General features: G+C 50.6%; 14 protein-coding genes. 9 read left to right on the forward strand and 5 right to left on the reverse strand.

What is annotated here, in order from left to right; all coding sequences use genetic code 11:
• Positions 1-2: 2 nt before the first annotated feature.
• The 3 genes from Q4606_RS05875 to pilB all read right to left on the reverse strand — a co-directional run bounded on the left by Q4606_RS05875 (position 3) and on the right by pilB (position 3,899).
• Positions 3-878 carry an A24 family peptidase gene (locus Q4606_RS05875; RefSeq protein ID WP_303606939.1) on the reverse strand — a complete coding sequence of 292 codons (876 nt, stop codon included), beginning with the start codon at positions 876-878 and terminating at the stop codon, positions 3-5.
• Positions 879-957: 79 nt separating this feature from the next.
• Positions 958-2,178 (reverse strand): type II secretion system F family protein, encoded by a 1,221-nt coding sequence (locus Q4606_RS05880; protein WP_303606940.1) that lies wholly within the window; start codon positions 2,176-2,178, stop codon positions 958-960.
• A 2-nt stretch (positions 2,179-2,180) separates the two neighbouring features.
• Positions 2,181-3,899 (reverse strand): type IV-A pilus assembly ATPase PilB, encoded by a 1,719-nt coding sequence (gene pilB / locus Q4606_RS05885; protein ID WP_303606941.1) that lies wholly within the window; start codon positions 3,897-3,899, stop codon positions 2,181-2,183.
• A 386-nt stretch (positions 3,900-4,285) separates the two neighbouring features.
• Between pilB and Q4606_RS05890 the strand changes: the two genes are divergently transcribed.
• The 3 genes from Q4606_RS05890 (at position 4,286) to Q4606_RS05900 (ending at position 7,220) form a co-directional block, all read left to right on the forward strand.
• On the forward strand, positions 4,286-4,747 hold the full coding sequence (locus tag Q4606_RS05890) for a pilin (RefSeq protein ID WP_303606942.1): 462 nt from the start codon (positions 4,286-4,288) through the stop codon (positions 4,745-4,747).
• A gap of 92 nt (positions 4,748-4,839) precedes the next feature.
• Complete coding sequence (locus Q4606_RS05895) at positions 4,840-6,669, forward strand: O-antigen ligase family protein (RefSeq protein WP_303606943.1); 1,830 nt, start codon at positions 4,840-4,842, stop codon at positions 6,667-6,669.
• A 110-nt stretch (positions 6,670-6,779) separates the two neighbouring features.
• Entirely contained in the window at positions 6,780-7,220 is a 441-nt protein-coding gene (locus Q4606_RS05900) for a pilin (protein WP_303606944.1), read from the forward strand.
• Positions 7,221-7,312: 92 nt separating this feature from the next.
• Here the strand turns inward: Q4606_RS05900 and Q4606_RS05905 are convergent, their stop codons facing one another.
• Positions 7,313-9,526 carry a mechanosensitive ion channel domain-containing protein gene (locus Q4606_RS05905; protein ID WP_303606945.1) on the reverse strand — a complete coding sequence of 738 codons (2,214 nt, stop codon included), beginning with the start codon at positions 9,524-9,526 and terminating at the stop codon, positions 7,313-7,315.
• Positions 9,523-10,884 (reverse strand): MBL fold metallo-hydrolase, encoded by a 1,362-nt coding sequence (locus Q4606_RS05910; RefSeq protein WP_303606946.1) that lies wholly within the window; start codon positions 10,882-10,884, stop codon positions 9,523-9,525. Before Q4606_RS05910 ends, Q4606_RS05905 begins: the two co-directional genes overlap by 4 nt.
• A gap of 151 nt (positions 10,885-11,035) precedes the next feature.
• On the opposite strand from Q4606_RS05910, the gene cysQ reads away from it, so the two are divergent.
• From cysQ to Q4606_RS05940, 6 genes are all read left to right on the forward strand, one after another.
• Complete coding sequence (cysQ, locus tag Q4606_RS05915; protein ID WP_303606947.1) at positions 11,036-11,803, forward strand: 3'(2'),5'-bisphosphate nucleotidase CysQ; 768 nt, start codon at positions 11,036-11,038, stop codon at positions 11,801-11,803.
• 46 nt (positions 11,804-11,849) lie between these two features.
• Positions 11,850-12,329, forward strand: a complete 480-nt coding sequence (rfaH, locus tag Q4606_RS05920) for a transcription/translation regulatory transformer protein RfaH (protein WP_303606948.1) — start codon at positions 11,850-11,852, stop codon at positions 12,327-12,329.
• Between the two features lie 133 nt (positions 12,330-12,462).
• On the forward strand, positions 12,463-13,254 hold the full coding sequence (locus Q4606_RS05925) for a Wzz/FepE/Etk N-terminal domain-containing protein (protein ID WP_303606949.1): 792 nt from the start codon (positions 12,463-12,465) through the stop codon (positions 13,252-13,254).
• Positions 13,255-13,474: 220 nt separating this feature from the next.
• On the forward strand, positions 13,475-14,965 hold the full coding sequence (locus tag Q4606_RS05930; protein ID WP_303606950.1) for a capsule assembly Wzi family protein: 1,491 nt from the start codon (positions 13,475-13,477) through the stop codon (positions 14,963-14,965).
• 60 nt (positions 14,966-15,025) lie between these two features.
• Positions 15,026-17,557: an SLBB domain-containing protein gene (locus tag Q4606_RS05935; protein ID WP_303606951.1), complete on the forward strand. Its 2,532-nt coding sequence runs from the start codon at positions 15,026-15,028 to the stop codon at positions 17,555-17,557.
• Positions 17,557-18,522 carry a Wzz/FepE/Etk N-terminal domain-containing protein gene (locus Q4606_RS05940; RefSeq protein ID WP_303606952.1) on the forward strand — a complete coding sequence of 322 codons (966 nt, stop codon included), beginning with the start codon at positions 17,557-17,559 and terminating at the stop codon, positions 18,520-18,522. Before Q4606_RS05935 ends, Q4606_RS05940 begins: the two co-directional genes overlap by 1 nt.
• Positions 18,523-19,020 lie beyond the last annotated feature (498 nt).

Raw genomic sequence — 19,020 nt, forward strand, 5'->3', positions numbered from 1 at the left:
CCTCAAACTCCTAAAAGTCCGTACCAGAATGCCTGGATCTCAACGCCGAACCATAAGCATAACAGCCCGGCCGCTGCGAGGTAGGGGCCAAATGGAATCGGGACTTCACGCCCATGTTGTTTGAATAGCATCAGGCTGATACCAACTACCGCACCCACAATTGACGACAGCAGAATAATTGCGGGTAATAACTCCCACCCCAGCCAGGCACCTAAGGCGGCCAGCAGCTTGAAGTCTCCGTGCCCCATGCCTTCTTTGCCGGTTGCCAGCTTGAACACCCAGTAAACAGACCAGAGAGAAAGATAACCGAATACGGCTCCCAGGAAAGCGCTGTTAAAATCACCCAGAAACCCAAAATAACTTAATACCAGCCCTAGCCACATCAAGGGTAGGGTGATGCTGTCTGGTAGAAGCTGAGTATCGAAATCGATCACAGTAAGGGCGACCAATGCCCAAACCAATAGCAAGGTCAGCAAGGTCGATTCAGAAGCGCCCCCAACTACCACCGTGATCACGGAAAACAATGCGGTTAATGCCTCAATCACGGGATAACGGGCCGAAATGGGGGCCTTGCAGCCGGCGCACTTTCCGCGAAGGAGCAGGTAGCTGATTACCGGAATGTTTTCCCAAGCGCGGATTTTGTGGCCACAGGAAGGGCAGGTGGACGCCGGGCTGGAAAGCGTTACGCGCTCTTCCTGTTTGTGCTGGGCCTCCGGAATTTCAAGAAAGGCTTCGCACTGGCAGCGCCAGTCCTGGTGCATCATTTTTGGTAGGCGAAGGATGACAACGTTCAGGAAGCTACCGATGCATAGGGAAACGAAGATTACGGTGAGGTACAGAAGCCAGGGAGTTGAAAGGAAGATGTTTAATGTGGACATTCAAAAGCTCTTAGTGGTTCTTTCGTATTACTCCCCGCACCCTTGGGGAAAGGGGTGCGGGGAGAGGGAACAGTGGCTTTTAGCCCACAACTTGTCCCATCTGGAAGATTGGCAGGTACATCGCAATAATCAAACCGCCCACAAGAACGCCCAGAACAGACATGATCATTGGCTCCATTAGTGCAGTCAGGTTGTCGACCATATCGTCAACTACTGCCTCATAATGAATAGCCACCTTTTCCAGCATCTCATCCAGATTACCGGATTCCTCGCCGATCGCTGTCAACTGCACCGCCATAACAGGGAATATGTCCTGCTGTCGCATGGATGCCTGTAACTGGGTACCGCTGGAAACATCGGTTTTTATGCGTTGAATGGCGTCCCTATACACGGCGTTTCCTGTCGCGCCAGCAACGGAGTCCAATGCATCTACGAGGGGAACACCTGCCGCGAAGGTCGTGGATAAAACCCGTCCAAATTTAGCGACTGCAGACTTGTCTAGAATTTCCCCTACGATAGGCAGCTTAAGTACATATTTGTCCACAAAGTCCGAGAATTTCGGGGAGCGACGGTTGGCTTCCTTGAACAGAAATATCGTGCCTGCAATGCCTAGCAATACGACAAACCACCATGTCTGCATCCACTCAGATAGCCTCACGACCATTTGGGTAAAGACAGGAAGCTCCGCGCCAAACCCCTGGAAAAGGCTTTCGAACTGAGGAACTACCTTAACGAGAAGAATAGCGGTGACGACGAGCGCCACAACAATCACTGCAATGGGGTAGGTCATTGCCTTTTTAACTTTTTTCTTGAGAAGCTCGGTTTTTTCAAGGTAGGTCGCGATTCGATCCAGCATTTTCTCTAGCGCGCCAGCTTTTTCGCCGGAATCCACCAGGTTGCAGTAAAGGTTGTCAAAGTATTTCGGATGCTTGCGAAGCGCCCCGGCAAAACTGGTACCGGAAGCAATGTCATTCCGAATTGCCATAACCAGTTCCTGCAAGCCTTTGTTCTCAAGGCCATCGGTAACTATGTCGAAGCTTTGAACCAGTGGCACGCCCGCTTTCATCATTGTCGCCAATTGCCGGGTAAGCATGGCGATATCGAAGGGTGTGATCTTTTTGCTTCCACCAAACAGTGGCTTGGGCTTCTTCTTGACCTTGTCCGGAATGATCCCCTGCTTGCGTAGCTGGGCTTTAACCAGGGACAAATTGGACCCGGTAAGTTCACCTTTGGACTTGTTGCCTTTCCGGTCTTTACCTTCCCAGATATACGATTCCAGCTTTTGCGCTTTCTCTGCCATGCTTAATCCTTCGTCACGCGGTTGGCTTCCTCAAGACTGGTTACGCCTTCAATCACTTTCATAAGTGCGGATTGGCGTAAATTCCGGAAGCCTTCGGCCTCAGCCTGCTTTGCAATTTTAATGGAGCTGGCCTCTTCCATAATCATGCTTGCCAGCTTGTCAGTAATCTTGACCACTTCGTAAATACCGACGCGGCCTTTATATCCACCATTGCATTTATCACAGCCCTTGGGGTGGTACAACTTGAACCCTGTATCAATTTGTTCCTGTGTGAACCCCTCGGTCAAAAGTACGTCTTTTGGCACATCACCGGGCTGTTTGCACGCACTGCACAGCCGCCGGCCAAGTCGCTGGGCAATGATCAGGCTCACCGACGTCGCAATGTTGAAAGCGGGGACGCCCATATTCATCATTCGGGTAAGGGTTTCTGCAGCGCTGTTGGTGTGCAGGGTAGATAAAACCAGGTGACCTGTCTGTGCGGCTTTTATCGCGATGTTGGCTGTTTCCAGATCCCGGATCTCACCCACCATGATGACATCGGGATCCTGCCGGAGAAAGGCGCGCAATGCTTCGGCGAATCCTAATCCCACCCGGTTGTTTACGTTTACCTGGTTAATGCCTTCGAGGTTAATCTCGGCTGGATCTTCCGCTGTGGAAATATTGATGTCTTCGGTGTTAAGAATATTGAGGCCTGTATACAAAGATACGGTTTTACCGGAGCCCGTTGGGCCTGTAACGAGTATCATGCCTTGGGGTTGGGCGAGAGCATCTAGGTACAATTGCTTCTGGTCTTCCTCGTAGCCCAGGGCATCAATGCCCAGTTTCGCTTGGCTTGGATCCAGGATCCGGAGAACAATTTTCTCACCCCAAAGGGTAGGGAGCGTGTTAACCCGGAAGTCAATGGCTTTCGTCTTGGACAGCTTCATCTTGATTCGGCCATCCTGGGGAACGCGCCGTTCGGATATATCCAATTGCGCCATAATCTTGACGCGTGCCGAAATCTTCGGTGCCAGTTTAATCGAAGGGCGAGACATTTCCTTCAGCATGCCGTCGGTTCTGTATCGCACCCTGTAAACTTTTTCGTAGGGCTCGAAGTGCACGTCCGAAGCGCCTCCGCGAATGGCGTCCAGAAGCATTTTGTTTACATACTTTACGATGGGCGCATCATCTATATCGCTGGCAGCAACAGCGCCTTCATCATCATCCTGTTCACCCCCTTCAGTTTCTACACCTTCAAGGTCCGCATCATCAAGATCACCCATGCTGGTGTCATTTGACTCAAGATACTTGTCTATAGCCTCACGCAGCCGTGCATCGTCAACCAATACAGGGTCTGTGCTCAGGCCTGTGTTGAATTTTATTTCATCAAGTGCCTGGATGTTCGTGGGATCGGACACCGCGATGAAAAGTCGATTTCCCCTTTTGAGAAGAGGAAGGGCGTTGTGCTTTCGAATCAGTTTTTCGTCAACTATCTTCTCCGGCATCATTTCCGGGAGAAATGCAGAGAGGTCCATAACGGATACCCCAAACTCCATAGCGGCCGAAAAGGCCAGCTTGGAACTGTCAGCCAGCTTGTTCTGGGTGAGGTAGGTGATCAGAGGAATCCGGTTTTGGGAGGCCTGAACGAAGGCATCCTTGGCGATGGCTTCGTCAAGGAGTCCGTCATCTACAAAGCGCCGAGCCAGACCGGTAAGTGTGATATTGCTTTGGTTAGTAGCCATAAACTATATAAGGAGTGCCGTCTAAGTGACTGAAAGAAGGTTTTGTCTATTCAGGTGAGTTTAGATGCACAGTGTTGGTTTGGGAAGGCGTGTGCTCTATTCGAGGTTTAAATTGGGAGTGGTCTGACAAAAAAATGTTGAGTAGCAGTCTGGGGTGACAAATAGTGTCAGTGAATGACGGAAAACGACTCTGAGGGTTTGGGGTTGATAAGGTGTTTGGAACGCGGAATTTTCTAAGCTATTGAGTTAAAAGATTTTTATTGTTTTATTTTGATTGGCACGAGAAGTGCTTAGACTTCGGTAGGCTCAAAAAACCGGTCTCGGGGCAAAGCTCCACCGGCCCCGGGCCATTTCGAGTTGATCAACGACAATCATAGAGGTCGAATATGAAGAACATGAAAATCAATCACGCCCAGAAGGGTTTTACGCTGATCGAACTTATGATCGTTGTTGCGATCATTGGTATTTTGGCGGCTATCGCTATTCCTCAGTATCAGGATTACATTGCGCGTTCGCAAGTCACTCGAGTATTGGGTGAGATTTCTGCTGCAAAAACGTCCGCTGAAGAACAGCTTAATCGCGGCTCTTTTCCAGCAGACGCGGGTGATCTTGGTATGACGTCTTCCAACTTGATGGACGGCTCTATACCTAGCACGATTACGTTCCAGTCAGCCGCTGGTGGTGCTGGTGTTATCATCGCGACTTTCGGTCAAGACGCCTCAGCCATTCTTAACGGTGATGTTATCGGTATTGAACGGACCACTGCGGGAAGCTGGGAGTGTGTCTCCGACGTCGACGCCGATTATCTGCCGTCTTCATGCACTGCCGGAACACCTGCTGTTCCATAGGCTAAGTGTTTAAGGGCTCTGTGTAGAGCTGTGTGCTATGAAGGGAGGGGGCGACCCCTCCCTTTTTAGTTGCAATCTTTCGGAGACGGATAATGTCAACCGCTATGAATTCGAGCTGGGCTCAGATTATTCTCTGCATTGCTCTGGCGACTTTGATTGGCTTTCAATCCATTCCTTCTGATAGTGGGTGGCTTTCAGTACTTTGGGTAATCTCGGTTTGTTGCTTATTTGTGGTGAGGGGTTCTGCGCCGATTGCACGGCTGGAATTTTACGCCATTATTTTCTTAGTTGTTCTTTTTGCTTCTATTTTTTTTAGTCAATGGCCTTGGGTATCTTTTTGGGTTGCTTGTTCGTTGAGCTTAATGTCGATTGGGTTCATGATTTTTCTGAACGATGGATCTAGCGTTGCAAAAAAGTATCTAAAGCTATCTATCGTTGTTTTTGCGTCATGCAATGCCTCTGTTGTGATGTTTATGTCAATACTTCATGTTGACCGCACGGGAGGTATGTTTGCTGATGCAAATTTAGCAGCAAATTTATCCGTGATTGCAATCTTAATTTTGTCGGAATCAGTTGTTGTTGATGAGAAAAAGCATAAGCTCGTAGTTTGGTTAATGCTGTTATTTCTGGGGGTTGCGACATTTTCAATGCAGTCAAGAGCTGCAATTTTAGTTCTTTTAATTTCTTTTCTCTTTATTTTTATTTTATGTAGTAACCGTTACCGAAAGTCGTTATTAACTATTTTTTCTGTCCTCGTAGCTGCATATTTCCTTTCAAACATGCTGTTATCATTCAGGGTTTCCGATAGCATTAGTCCGTTTAGTAGGGTTGAATCATTTAATTACCGTCTTGATATCTGGATGTCGGGTCTAAAGCTCTTTTTCAACTCTCCTTGGTTCGGTTCAGGGTTGGGGACATTCTCTTTATTGTATCCAGCTGTGCGTGAGCCCTCTGAAGTAGGAACAGTTGGTTTTTTTGTGCATAATGATTATTTGCAGCTTCTTCTGGAGTTGGGGGTTTTCGGCTTTGTTGCTTGCATAGCGTTCCCGTTAATTGTAATTTTTAAAGTCGCGAAAGGTCTAATCGGAACGGATAGTGATAGTCGTCGTATACAGGGCTTTTTTCTCTTATCGATTATTTTTACTGTAGCTGCACATGCTTTCGTTAACTTTATTTTTTATCAGCCTCTGTTGGCTTTTATATTTGGTAGCTTTCTGGGGATTGGAGCTTTTGAATTCGTACCTTATAGAAGAATGAATCTTGAAAAAATTATTAGTCCTAAAATGATGAAGTGGTCGTCAGCTGTCGTATTGTCTTCGATTGGCTTATTTGGTTTGATTTCATCTGGGACTGATTATCTATCTAGAGAAATAATTAGCCAATCTAATGTTGAAAAAACGGCTCCATCTTTATCTAATAATATTTATTACGAGCTTTTACCACTGTCTTATTTTTCACCGTTGAACACGTCAATCTCCAACTACTTGATTCTTTCGGAAGCTAATACGGCGATTGCAATGGCTGATATGGATCTAGGGCATGAGCTCGCCGAAAAGACGATCTCTCGAATAGAAAGGCAAGCGGCATTCAAGTCGCCGAACTGTATTCAGCTTGCTACTAAAGCAAGGTTATTTTGGATGTTGGGGAAGGAGGATGAGTCCATCCAATTGCTTGACGATAGCTTGGAAGGTGCTCCTGACTGTGTTCAGGCTCGAACTGTATTGGCTGATGCGCTTGTGAAAAATGGTCAGGCGGATGAGGCTATTACAATTTTAAATGCAGGAATTGATCGTATTCGCTTTAAAGAGGTACTGGAGGGCGAGAGTAAGGCTCTCTTTTCTGCTCTTGAGAGCGCACTGAAAGCGGCTGGTCGAGAACAAGAAGCTGATGTCATTCGAGCCTATTTGAATCTACGTAGTTGATGCCCACTACACTCGAAAGATCTAAAGGGCGGCTCTCCCAATGGGCCGGGTTTTGGCGCGAATTTTGCAATTCTATTTCTCTAACCCTTGCTGCCAGAACTCGATCGCTTATGACTAAAAATGCCGGCTTTACCTTAATTGAACTGATGATTGTCGTTGCGATCATCGGCATTCTCGCTGCTGTTTCTATCCCTCTCTATCAAGGCTACGTCTTTAAAGCTCAGCTAAACCGGGCTGTAGGTGAATTGTCAGCTTATAAAGCGCCATTTGAAGAGCGCTCAGGTTCTGGCGGGAACGTTACCAACAACGAAATCGGTTATACCCCATCCAACCTAACCAGCGGAAATCAGGCAACAAATATAGGTACGCTTAACCCTGACGGATCGGGTCAGCTTCAGGTGACCATGGGCGGCAATGCGCACCCAAACTTGACAGGTTTGATTCTGCGTTTTGAGCGCACATCATCGGGCGCATGGAGTTGTGTGCTCGATATCACAGCGGTGACAGCGACATGGGACGCGTCTTATTTGCCTTCTGGCTGTCGTCTGTGAAGTTGAATGCCGTACTTTGCAATCGTCAGTTGCAAGCACAGTATCGATCAGCGGATCTTAGCTTTGTAAAGACAACGAGAACCCGCTGTATGTCAGGTGTTACCTTGGGTTTGTCTTTCAATTAACGGAGAGCGACCACCACCCTCGCCATTCATCTCAACACTAATCCTCGGCGCCGCAACATCAATATACCGCTCCTCCATATTCCGCTTCAGCAACAAATTAAACGCTCTCGAAACATCCCACTGGCACTCCGGCTTGGTGCGCATCCGCATCCGCAATACCGGGCAGCCTTCTTCAAACGAGTGAATCCCCTGCATCTCGAGTGGAGACCAGATCAGCCAGCGCATATCCGGCTGCGTCCGCAGCTCCTCGGCCGTTTCTTCCATCAAAAGAATGGCGTCATCAATGGGTAACTCGCGGGGGATCCGGATTTTGATCAGCGCGATACCGAACTGGCGCGACATGTTGTGTATGGAGCTGATTTTGCTGAAGGTGATGTGATGAACAACGCCTTCGAGGTCCCGCAACCGCACAGTTCGTAAGTTGAACCCTTCCACTGTGCCCATGAATCCATTGATTTCTACGAAATCGCCGACCGACATGGAGTCTTCAACCACAATAAACAGGCCAGTGATCAAATCCTGAACGAGCGTCTGGGCGCCGAAACCGACTGCGAGGCCGATTATGCCCGCACCTGCCAGAAGGGGCGTTACGTCTACGCCTAATGTGGATAGGCCTACAAATATCCCTACAACGATGATGGTAATCAGCAGAGTGTTCCGGGCGATGGGAACAATTGTCTGGGCCCTTGCCGGATTGATTCTTTTCTTTCGATCGCCCTCGCGCAGCGCCCGTTCCAGCAGTTCGTCAACAAAGATCCAGGCAATGCTGGCAATCAACCATGTGAGGATTATACCGATCAGGCTGTTCGTCAGGCCGACACTGATCGGTGGTTTTTCGCCCAAACCGAGTAATGATAGGTCCCAGATCTGGAGAATCAGCTCAAAGAACGCCAGCCATGCAGCAATCTGTAGCAAGTGGTATCCAAAACGCACTAATCTTTGGCTGAATTTACTGAGGGCCCGATGCTTGGGGCTGTTTTCCTGAATGCCGAACAAACCCTGGATGGCAAGTGTGGCCGCAAGCAGTAACGCGCAGATCATTGCTCTGCCCAGGGCCTCATCAGCCTCTCCACCATTTGCGAAAACAGCTACCACCGAGGCGCTGATTGCGAGCAGCATTGGGATATGCCAAAGCCTCGCCAGCAATGCTGTCACTTCGCGCCCGACACCCTGATTTTTGCGTTGTTTATAGGGACGATTGCGAATCAGATGAGTGACGGGGCGACGGTTTCGAATAATAAGGAAAAAACTCAGCAGAGCCGCGACTATGCTGAAGATCAGGGCGAGGGCGCTGGCCAGTTCTGTGCCGAGTTGCGAGGTGAGCTCGGCGGTGCCCAGGGCATCTTCTAGAGCGAAGAGCGCGCCTATGATGAACAGTGGCACCAGAATTCGCCGGCGCAGTATCAGAACGGCAGTTTGGCGATGGCCGCTGGAGAAGATGGAGATGGTTACATCAAAGAATGTAGTCAGTGCCCGGGCGCACAGGGCGGCGTAGGCAAGAATCAAAACGGTGGTTTGAGCGCCTTCAGACATGCCGAACGTTGGTAGTCCGGCCAGCAGCGCGGTAAAGGTAATCAGCCAGGGTAAAAGACGCCGCGCGAGGTGCGCTATCAGCATCCAGGGCCGGGGTTGCCTCGGCATCTCTACGGGCCAATCTCGCCATGCGTACAACATGCGGGCCAGGCGTGAGAGGCCCCAAAGTGCGACCAGCCAAGCTGTGAGTCCGGCAAGGGTTTCCATAAGCACTCGAAACGATGCGCCTGCCAGTAATTTTTCGGCCGCACTGTAGGCATTTCTGAAATTCGCTTTCCACTTCCCAAGTGGTGATTCCGCATTGTTATCCGGGTTAGCGGCTTCATCAAACAGAACCGCCAGAGCACCCAGCAGGCCTTCTCCGCCGGCTCTCGTTTGTGAGGTTTGCGAAGATTCCACTGCCAGCCCCTGCTGGATAGCCTTGAGTTGTTCAACCAGAGCCTGCCGGCTTTCGTCATCCTGCAAAGCCTGGATAGTGACCTCAAGAGATTCCGTCAGTTGTTCGGGCGAGGCCTCCTGTTCATCGGTCTGCTCAGAAGACCCACCCGAAAGCCCGGGAATACCGGGGAGTGTGAAGGGTTGGGCCTGAACCGTGCTAGCTGCCAAAAACAGTAGGAGAAAGCCGAAAAAGTACTCAGTGAACCTCAAATCTCAACCTCTTCAAACAAATCCGGTACCTCAGCGTCCCATCCGAACTTTTCATGGATTCGCTTGCGCATGATGTCGCTGGCCAGCATTTCGCCGTGGGTAACGTAAACTTTCTCTGGCTCAAGGGTTCCTTGCTCAAGCCATTGTAGAATTTCATTGTAGTCGCCGTGGGCGGAGAGGGAGCCCAGGTTGTGAATTTCAGCTTTCACGGGCCAGTATTCTCCATGAATTTTTACCGACTCTACACCCGCTACCAACCGGTCGCCCCGGCTTCCTGGAGCTTGAAAGCCTGCGAACACGACGCTGTTTCTATAGTTCGGTAGCAGAGTTTTCAGGTGGTGGAGGACCCGCCCACCGCTGGCCATGCCACTGGCAGATACGATGATGCAAGGGTAGCGGGCGGAGTCCAGCTTGATGGATTCATCCACGGTGCGGACGAACGTGGTATGAGCGTCAATCATTTCGCATTGGCTGGCGCTTAGTTTGTGTTCTTTATGATGCTTGCAAAATATTTCTGTAGCTTTGATGGCCATGGGGCTGTTTAGGAACACGGGGAGTTTGGGAATGCGCCCTTCTTTCATGATTTTATGAATCACGTAGAGCAGCATCTGTGCGCGGCCAACAGCAAAAGCCGGTATCAATACGATGCCGCCACGGCCAGCGGTGCGAGTGATGATCTCGGCAAGTTCGGTCTCCGGGTCGGTTTCCTCATGCAACCTGTCGCCGTAGGTTGATTCGCACACAAGCACGTCAGTTTTGCTGATCGGCTCCGGTGGACGCATGATCGGGTCAGTTTGCCTACCCAAATCCCCGCTGAATACCACTGTGCGATCATCAGCTTTGTGGTGAACATGCACGCAAGCAGACCCCAGGATGTGTCCTGCAGGGGTAAAGGTGACTTCAAAGTTCTTCACCGGCTCAAAGGTTTCGTGGTAGTGAAGGGGTTCAAAATGTTTCAGAGCTTCCATTGCATCCTTCACCGTAAAGAGCGGTTCCGGGTGTGCATGCTTCGAAAATTTCTTCCGGAAAGCGTATTTTGCGTCCTCTTCCTGCAAATAACCCGCATCCGGAAGCAGCACTTTGCACAAATCATGGGTGCCCTTCGTGCAGTATATCTTGCCTTTGAAGCCATTTTTCACCAGTGCAGGCAGGTAACCAGAGTGGTCTATGTGGGCATGGGTAAGAACAACCGCATCAATGGTGCTGGGCTCTACAGGGAACTTTGCCCAGTTTCTCCTGCGGAGGGTCTTCACGCCTTGGTACATACCGCAATCGATCAAAACGCGATGCTTGTCATCGGAAAGCAAGTAACGTGAGCCGGTTACCGTGCCGGTACCGCCGAGGAAACGAAGTTTCATACACGAAAGACCTTTTGAGCGGGTGGGTTAGAATGCGTTTGAAGTGAGTGCTACAAGATTGCCTGAAAGCGCCACTGCAGAAAAGCCTCAGTGCGGACAGCCGCTAATATTTGTTAGTATCCGGAAACTTCACTGAAGCAGGATCCATGGCATGCACTATAGCTCAATACTCCCGGACGTTATTAAAGTAGCGGATGAAGCCAGCACCAGAGTTCTTCATATCTACCAGTCTGATTTCAAGGTGAGCTACAAGGAAGATGAATCACCTATCACCGCTGCGGATGTTGCGAGCCACGAGATTATAGTTAAAGGTCTGCGCAATATAAGTCGGGACATTCCAATCCTCTCCGAAGAGGGTATGCAGGCTAGTTGGGAAGAGCGCAAGCACTGGCGCCGGTTCTGGCTGGTTGATCCGATTGATGGCACCAAAGAGTTTACCCAGCGTACCGGCGAGTTCACGGTGAATATTGCCATGATTGAAGACGGTGTGCCGGTAATGGGTGTGGTTACCGCCCCTGCATTAAAAGAAGCGTTTTGGGGAATAAAGGGTGAGGGCGCCCATAAGCGTGACCGAACCGGGCAGGTTCACCGCATCCGCGTTGCGGAGCCCCCGTCAACCAAGCGCGTTGTCGCCAGCAAAAACCATATGAATGATGAGACCCGCAACTTTATTAGAGCGCTTGGAGCCCACAAAACGATTCAGGCTGGCAGCTCACTGAAATTTTGCCGGATAGCCGAAGGCCACGCCGATCTTTATCCACGCATGGGCCCTACCAGTGAATGGGACACGGCTGCAGCCCATGCCGTGCTGCTTTCAGCGGGCGGTAGCGTAAACGCTTTGAATGGTGAACCCCTTAGGTATGGCAAAGAGGATGTGTTAAATCCGTATTTTATTGCGGCAGGAAACTGGTATTTTTGATGCGCATTTAGGGTTACGGCTCACCATAAATTAACTACGGAATCGTATGACTTGGTACGCTCTGCAGCACAAGCCTGCCCAAGGTGATCGCGCACTGGCGCACCTGCAAAATCAGGAGATCACCTGTTTTTACCCGAAAATTCAGGTAGAGAAGATCAAATCCGGAAAGCGGTCTCAGAAACTTGAGCCGCTTTTCCCCGGTTACCTCTTCGTGCAACTGGAGCAAACCGATCCAAGTTGGGCAAAGCTGCGCTCAACCCGCGGCGTGTTGCGCGTTGTCAGCTTCGCAAACAAGCCGGCAGCCATTTCTGATGAAGTGATCCAGCAAGTTAAACAGGGCCTCGATACGGTTCAACAGCATGGCGGGCTGAAAACTGGAGAGACTGTTCAGCTGAGTGAAGGTCCGTTTGAGGGTATCAATGCAGTGTTTCAGGCTTATGATGGTGAAGAAAGGGCTATTGTGCTGATCAGCTTTATGCAGAAGCAACAATCAGTGAAGGTGTCGGTTTCGGCCATAAGGCACTAGTCCTGATGGCTTACTGGGTATTAACGTAAATAATAAGGTCTACACTGTAGACTAGTAAGTCTATTGGCGCTGAACCAGTTCTCGCCAGATTGTTCGCTCCCATTACAAAATACGTGCTCCAGGTTACAATTTAATGAATGAGATGCAAAACACACCCCCGGCCGATCAGCGGCCAGATTATTCCGATGAAATCAGCCTGGTTGACCTGGTCGCAACGTTTGTTCGCAGGCGCCGGGTTTTTTATGTGGTGTTTATTTTCGTCACCTTAGCTGGCTTGGGGTACGCGCTGTGGATGCCGGACGAGTTCGAATACGTCAGCCTTGTTCAGATCGCGCAAAAAGACAGCAAGGAATTTGTGCAGCCTCCCGAGACAACAATTGCAACGCTGGAGAGCCGTTGGTTGCCAGAAGTGCAGACGCGTTATCGCGGAGAGCACGGCAGAAAGCTGCCCTTTGATGTGGTTTTCAACAATCCCGAAAGCACCGGTCTTATTCGTTTTGAAAGCATTACAACGAAGGACGAAGGTCAGGCGGTTAGCGCTGCCCACAGTGCCCTGATAAACAGCGTTAAAGACGACCAGGATGTATTGATCAAGAGCGAACGGCAGAGCTTGCAGCGACAGATCGAATCTGTCGAGAGCGCTATTGAGACATTGAAAGGTGAAAAAGATGCTGGTGAAGCTATAGCCGGTGCCATAGAGCGGCGCTCAAAGCTCGAGGGTAGGCTTGAGGGCCTACAGGGAGTTGAGGTACTAGTTACCAGCCGTCAAAGTGCCGAAAAAGTAGCCCCTAAACGCAGTCTCATCGCTGTGTTGGCGGTGTTGCTCGGCAGCATGTTGGGCGTTTTTTTGGCCTTTATGAGCGAGTTTGTGTCCTCGGTAAGAGAGCAGGTAGCAACTGAGAGCGCTGGTGAGGGTGCTGGCTGATCTTATTTAAATTAGACGCACTTCTGATGCTTTCACAGCCTTTGACGCTTCCGCATTCATTTCTCACATGTGTCAGACTTTTTGTCACTTGAATGTCACATACGATGCCGTAGAATTGCCCCGCTTCAGACTTGGACTATTCACATACTGACAGGGATGCAGTCGGGAGCGTGTTTTCCCCTTCTCGTTTTTTTCCTGTTATTGCAGGCAATTTATTTCTATGACCTTAAAACACTGGGCTTTGGTCGGTGGGGCGGTAGCGTGCCTGACTAGCACTGTAACGACAGCGGCGCCATGGCTTGAACCAGGTGATGTGCGTGCCCGATATGCTGTCCAGAAGCTCGCTGATCGCGGTCAGCTTCAGCGCCCTGTCACAAGCTGGCCAATCATGTGGGGCTCGATAACCAATGGCTTGAGTGAGTCAGAAAACAATTCTGATCCTGCCACTGGGCTCGCACGCCATTACCTTGAGTTTGAGCGGAGCCAGCAAGCGTCACCTGGTTTTCGTGCCGAGTTTGAACTCTCTGGCACAAATGAAGTGTCAATAGTTCAGGGTTTTGATCGCGGCCCAATGTCTGAGGCGGCCGCGATACTTGACGTGCAATGGCAGGGACAGAATTGGGCCTTCGGAATCAGCCCGGCTTACGCCCATAATCCCGATGATGATGAGAGCATTCGCCTGGATGGCTCCTATCTCGCCGCAACCGCAGGTAACTGGGTGTTTGGTGCGGGTGCTATCGATCGCTGGTGGGGCCCGGGTTGGCAATCGAGTCTTATTTTATCCAATAACGCCCGGCCATTGCCCTCGGTATGGTTGAACCGCAAAGACGCTTCCGCTCCAGAAAGCCGTTGGCTCAGCTGGATTGGCCCCTGGCAACTCACAATATTTGCCGGGCAGTACGAAAAAGAACGCACAGTGCCGGAAGCTAAGCTGATCGGTATGCGCCTGAACCTTCGCCCACTGGATGGGCTTGAATTGGGCTTTTCCCGTGCGATCATGCTTGGAGGTGAGGGCCGGCCTGAAGGCGCTTCTACCATCTGGAATGCATTGGTCGGCAAGGACAACGGCCAACTGGAAGAAGATGACCCAGGCAACCAGCTTGCCAGCATTGATGCGCGTTATGGTTTTGCAATCGGCAAGCAAACGATGGGTGTCTATGGTCAGATGATGGGTGAAGACGAAGCCGGTGCTTTCCCCGCCCGTAAATCCTGGCTTCTGGGCTCCGATTGGACGAGCCAGCTGCTAAGCGGCGAGCAGCAGTGGTTTATAGAGTACGCCAATACCCTTGCAGATGACTTTCTGGGCGACGCCATGCCCAACATTACTTACGACCACTCTCGTTACAACAGCGGCTATCGCTATTATGGCCGAACCATGGGCGCCAGCTTCAGTGGGGATGCCGAGGCAATAACATTAGGCGGCTTTCACTTCTTCGACGACGGACGCAATCTTGCGGCCAGCCTGAGCTTTGTTGAGTTCAACAAAGATGGAATTAGCCGAACACCGGTAGTTGATGAAAGCATCAAATTAATGGTCCCGGCTGAAAACGCCAAACAAGTGATCGCAAAAGTTGGCTATGGCACAGAGTTTTTAAGTGGCTGGCTGGACTTAAGTGCGCAGTTTGCCGATAAAAAGCTTGAACTGGTTAACCCTGCAGAGAATGAAGCTGGCCAGTGGTCCGTAGGTGCCAGTTGGCGATACCGTTTCTGACGAGCTTAATCTGGTCGATAACTTCAAACTCTTTTTTAAAACATATACTGGAAACCCGCTGTGAACTTTAAGAGTTTCGTCTGTTCTTTGGCATTACTCATGCCTCTCGGTGTTGCCGCTCAATCGATAACACCTGCCCAAATTCAGCAGTTTAAATCTTTACCCAAAGCCCAGCAGGAAGCGTTGGCGCGGCAATATGGGGTGGACCTGGATCAGATTCAAAGTGGAACGTCGCAGTCTCAGCGAAATGTAAACCGAGACATTTCTGTCGTTGAGCCGCTTGAGAGAGACTCGGAGCAGGGGGGGGGTGAGAACGAAGGGAGGAGCAAGCCTTCGAAAGAAGAACAAGCGTTCAGCGATAAGAACAACGGCCTGAAGCCATTCGGCTACGAGTTGTTTGAAGGTAAGCCCAGCACCTTTGCGCCGGTGACGGAAATTCCAGTGCCGGCCAATTATACACTGGGCCCTGGTGACGAATTGAAAGTTCAGCTTTGGGGCAATGAGAATCGTCAGCTATCTTTGGTTGTTTCCCGTGATGGCACCATCGACATGCCTGAGAGAGGGCCCGTCAATGTCGCGGGCATGAGCTTTCAGCAAATCAGAGAAGAAATTAGCCGGCTGGTTGCAGAGCAGTACATTGGTGTAAAAGCGGCTGTATCCCTGGGCGAGCTGCGCAGTATGCGAGTGTTTGTGCTTGGTGAGGCCCGCACGCCAGGGTCCTTCAGTGTCAGCTCGCTCTCCACCATAACCAATGCGCTTTACGTATCTGGCGGCATTCGCCACACAGGGTCTTTGCGCAATATACAGCTGAAGCGTAACGGGAAGGTTGTAGGCACGTTGGATCTCTACGACCTGCTGCTGAAAGGCGATACCAGCGGTGATATACGCCTTCAGCCCGGAGATGCAGTATTCATTCCGGCTGTAGGCCCCCGGGTAGGGATTGATGGAGAAGTCTATCGCCCAGCGCTTTACGAAATTAAAAACTCCACCACGTTAGACGGCTTGGTAAATCTGGCTGGAGGTCTCACCTCTCAAGCCTATCCGCAAATAACGCGCATCGAACGTACGAACCAGGATTTTCTTCGCGTGATCGCGGAAGCCGACCTCACGAATGACCAGGACAAGCGCGCCAAGGTTAGACCCGGTGACCGAGTTTCAGTTGCATCTATCGCGGATGTAACCGGCCAGTATGTTGAAATAACCGGTGCGGCAACCCGGGAGGGCAAGTTTGCGTGGGTACCTGGGATGCGGGTGAGCTCTATCATCCGAAACCTGGATGCGGATTTGTTGCCTATTGCAGACACCAATTTCGCAGCGCTGGTTAGAACCGATCCCGAGTCTCACGAAATTTCTGTACGTAGTCTTGAGCTTAAAGCAGCGATCGCCAACCCCGGCGGTGTTGAAGATCTGGTTTTGCAGGAAAAAGACCAACTGCTGCTATTCGCGGATGAGGGAAGGAGCGAGCTCACGCAAGACGCAGATAAAGAAATGAACAAAGCTTTTCAGCGCTACAGCCGGGAAACATTGTTCAGTCCTGTAGTGAAACGTTTGAAGGCCCAGGCAACGCCGGCGACGCCTCAGCAAACGATGACCATCTCCGGCCCGGTTCGTTATCCGGGTGAGTACCCCCTGCCAGCGACAGGAAAAGTGAAAGATGCCATTGTTATGGCCGGTGGTTTGAAAGACTCCGCACTGATGTTAGATGCAGAGTTGGCTCGCCGAAACCTGAGTGGTGATGGAGTAGAGCAAACCCAGCTCCTTACCGTCAGCCTGGCTGACGCAATGAACGACCAAGCCGATATACAGTTGCAAAGTCGTGACCGCCTGATGGTCAGGTCCATCCCTCTGTTCGGCGCCACACGTACGATAAAACTGAGAGGTGAAGTACTTTATCCAGGTGAGTACACATTCAGCGACGGCGAGACGCTGGTGGACGTGCTTGAGCGTGCAGGAGGGCTTACCAGCAATGCCTTCCCGCGGGGTGCGGTATTCACCCGTAAAAAGTTGCGTGAGCTGGAAGCTCAGCGCCTGCGGGAAGCTGAAGAACGACTCCAAGGGGATTTGCTGGGGGTTCAGCTGGATGGTGACAACTTCGGTGGTCAAAATGCACAGCGGGTGGAGCAGGTTCAGGGGCTACTGGACGATGTACAGAGCAGCCGCCCGGTAGGGCGCATGGTTATTGATCTTGCCTCAGTTCTCGAAGATAGCAGCTACCAATCCATTCGCCTTCAGGATGGCGATTCTTTAACTGTCCCCACTATCCCTCAGGCTGTGAGTGTGTTCGGCGAAGTACAATTCCCCACAAGCCATCTGCACTCGGCAGGTTTGACGGTAGACGACTACCTGGAACGCTCTGGCGGGCCTACCCGCCAGGCGGACGAGAACCGCGTATACGTGGTAAAGGCTGACGGCTCGGTGATGTTGCCCGAGAAGAGTGCCTGGTTTGGTGGTCGCAGCCAGCAGTTGCAACCCGGTGATACGGTAATTATGCCCATTGATGTGGACCGTCTGAACCAACTGGAACTGTGGACGAACGTAAGCCAGATTGTTTATCAAATGGCTCTGGGCGCCGCAGCAGTGGGGAACCTGTGATGAGTAGCCAAGAGAAACATATTCCGCACGTTATGGAACGGCCTCACTATTCGGATGATGAAATCGATCTCCGAGAGCTCTTTGCCATCCTGTGGCGTGGTAAGTGGATCATCACTCTCTTTGTCATCATATTCGCCTCCGCTGGGGTGTTTTATGCACTCAGTAAGCCAAACATCTACCAGTCCAGCGTGCTCTTGGCCCCTGCTCAGGACGAGGGCGGTTCCGGAATTAGCGGCCAGCTTGGTGGTTTGGCTAGCTTGGCCGGTATCAGTCTCGGCGGAGGCGGGTCGAACCAAACTGTTATAGCAAAGGAAGTTCTGCAATCTCGCGCCTTCCTTACAGATTTTATCCACAGACACAACCTCATTATCCCTCTTATGGCTACTGACACCTGGGATGTAGAAAATGAAAAGTGGCTAATAGACCGGGAAGTTTACAACCCCGAGACCGGTGAATGGCTGACTAATGACGAAGGAGAAAGCCTAGAGCCAACAGACTGGGATATGGTGAAGCAGTTTAAACAAAGCCATCTGAGCCTCTCTACAAATGAAGATATCGGCATGCTCACCCTGAGCATTAAAAGCCAGGCACCCCCTGTGGCCAAAGAATGGGCTGAAAAACTGGTACACGACATTAACGAACACATGCGCGCGCAAGATGTGGACGAAGCTGAAACCCGCATTGCTTACCTTGAAAGAAAGCTTGGGGAAACAAATATCGCCGGCATGCAACAGGTATTCTACCAGCTCATAGAAAGCGAAACCCGCACGGTGATGCTGGCTAACGCCCAAAGCGAATATATATTTAAAACGTTGGACCCGGCTGTGATTCCTCAGGAAAAGAGTGAGCCAAAACGGGCTTTGATAGCAATCGTGGCCACGATGCTTGGCGGGATGCTTGGGGTGTTTACGGTAATTTTAGTTGCCTTTATCCGATCAGGAAAGGAAGGTTTCTCAGAAGGCTAAAAAAAGGCTGAAATAAGAAAACAGATAAGACGCCTTGGTCAGTGTTAATAGCACTAGTATAATTAATAGAATAACGTTTCGAGTCTTCGGCCTAGGGGAAAGGATTTCTAAGATTTCTCAGATATTTCCGGTTAAGCTCTATTTCCAGCTTTGGATGCCAAGTCCGGCCGGTATGAAATATATAAAACCTTTTCCATATTTAGAAATGAAGTCATTTGCGAGCGGCAATTTGCTACCGGTAGAAAGTGACCAAAAATAGTTGTAAATGGTGAATCACCTAGCTTCGGAGCGTCCGCCCGGAGCCCGTTATTGTCGACCGCAGCATATACATCGTCAATAATTTCAAGGCCATGCTGACCAATGAAAGGCGACTAGCCCAAATCCCGGCAATATCACACTAAATAGGCGTGTTCGAGCAGCCTGCCGACTTTGAATTTATACTAATGTGAAAAAGGCCTGATTTGACCACTTTTTCGCCTCTTACTTGGTGAAGCCGAA

This window comes from Marinobacter sp. 1_MG-2023 (genome assembly GCF_030549045.1).
Lineage (GTDB): Bacteria > Pseudomonadota > Gammaproteobacteria > Pseudomonadales > Oleiphilaceae > Marinobacter.

What these genes read in the sequence shown, in the direction of transcription:
- Q4606_RS05895 (WP_303606943.1), top strand. Translation starts at nt 4,840, where the DNA reads ATGTCAACCGCTATGAATTCGAGCTGGGCTCAGATTATTCTCTGCATT.
- Q4606_RS05890 (WP_303606942.1), top strand. Translation starts at nt 4,286, where the DNA reads ATGAAGAACATGAAAATCAATCACGCCCAGAAGGGTTTTACGCTGATC.
- Q4606_RS05925 (WP_303606949.1), top strand. Translation starts at nt 12,463, where the DNA reads ATGAATGAGATGCAAAACACACCCCCGGCCGATCAGCGGCCAGATTAT.
- pilB (WP_303606941.1), bottom strand. Translation starts at nt 3,899, where the DNA reads ATGGCTACTAACCAAAGCAATATCACACTTACCGGTCTGGCTCGGCGC.
- Q4606_RS05910 (WP_303606946.1), bottom strand. Translation starts at nt 10,884, where the DNA reads ATGAAACTTCGTTTCCTCGGCGGTACCGGCACGGTAACCGGCTCACGT.
- Q4606_RS05880 (WP_303606940.1), bottom strand. Translation starts at nt 2,178, where the DNA reads ATGGCAGAGAAAGCGCAAAAGCTGGAATCGTATATCTGGGAAGGTAAA.
- Q4606_RS05940 (WP_303606952.1), top strand. Translation starts at nt 17,557, where the DNA reads ATGAGTAGCCAAGAGAAACATATTCCGCACGTTATGGAACGGCCTCAC.
- cysQ (WP_303606947.1), top strand. Translation starts at nt 11,036, where the DNA reads ATGCACTATAGCTCAATACTCCCGGACGTTATTAAAGTAGCGGATGAA.
- Q4606_RS05930 (WP_303606950.1), top strand. Translation starts at nt 13,475, where the DNA reads ATGACCTTAAAACACTGGGCTTTGGTCGGTGGGGCGGTAGCGTGCCTG.
- rfaH (WP_303606948.1), top strand. Translation starts at nt 11,850, where the DNA reads ATGACTTGGTACGCTCTGCAGCACAAGCCTGCCCAAGGTGATCGCGCA.
- Q4606_RS05875 (WP_303606939.1), bottom strand. Translation starts at nt 878, where the DNA reads ATGTCCACATTAAACATCTTCCTTTCAACTCCCTGGCTTCTGTACCTC.
- Q4606_RS05900 (WP_303606944.1), top strand. Translation starts at nt 6,780, where the DNA reads ATGACTAAAAATGCCGGCTTTACCTTAATTGAACTGATGATTGTCGTT.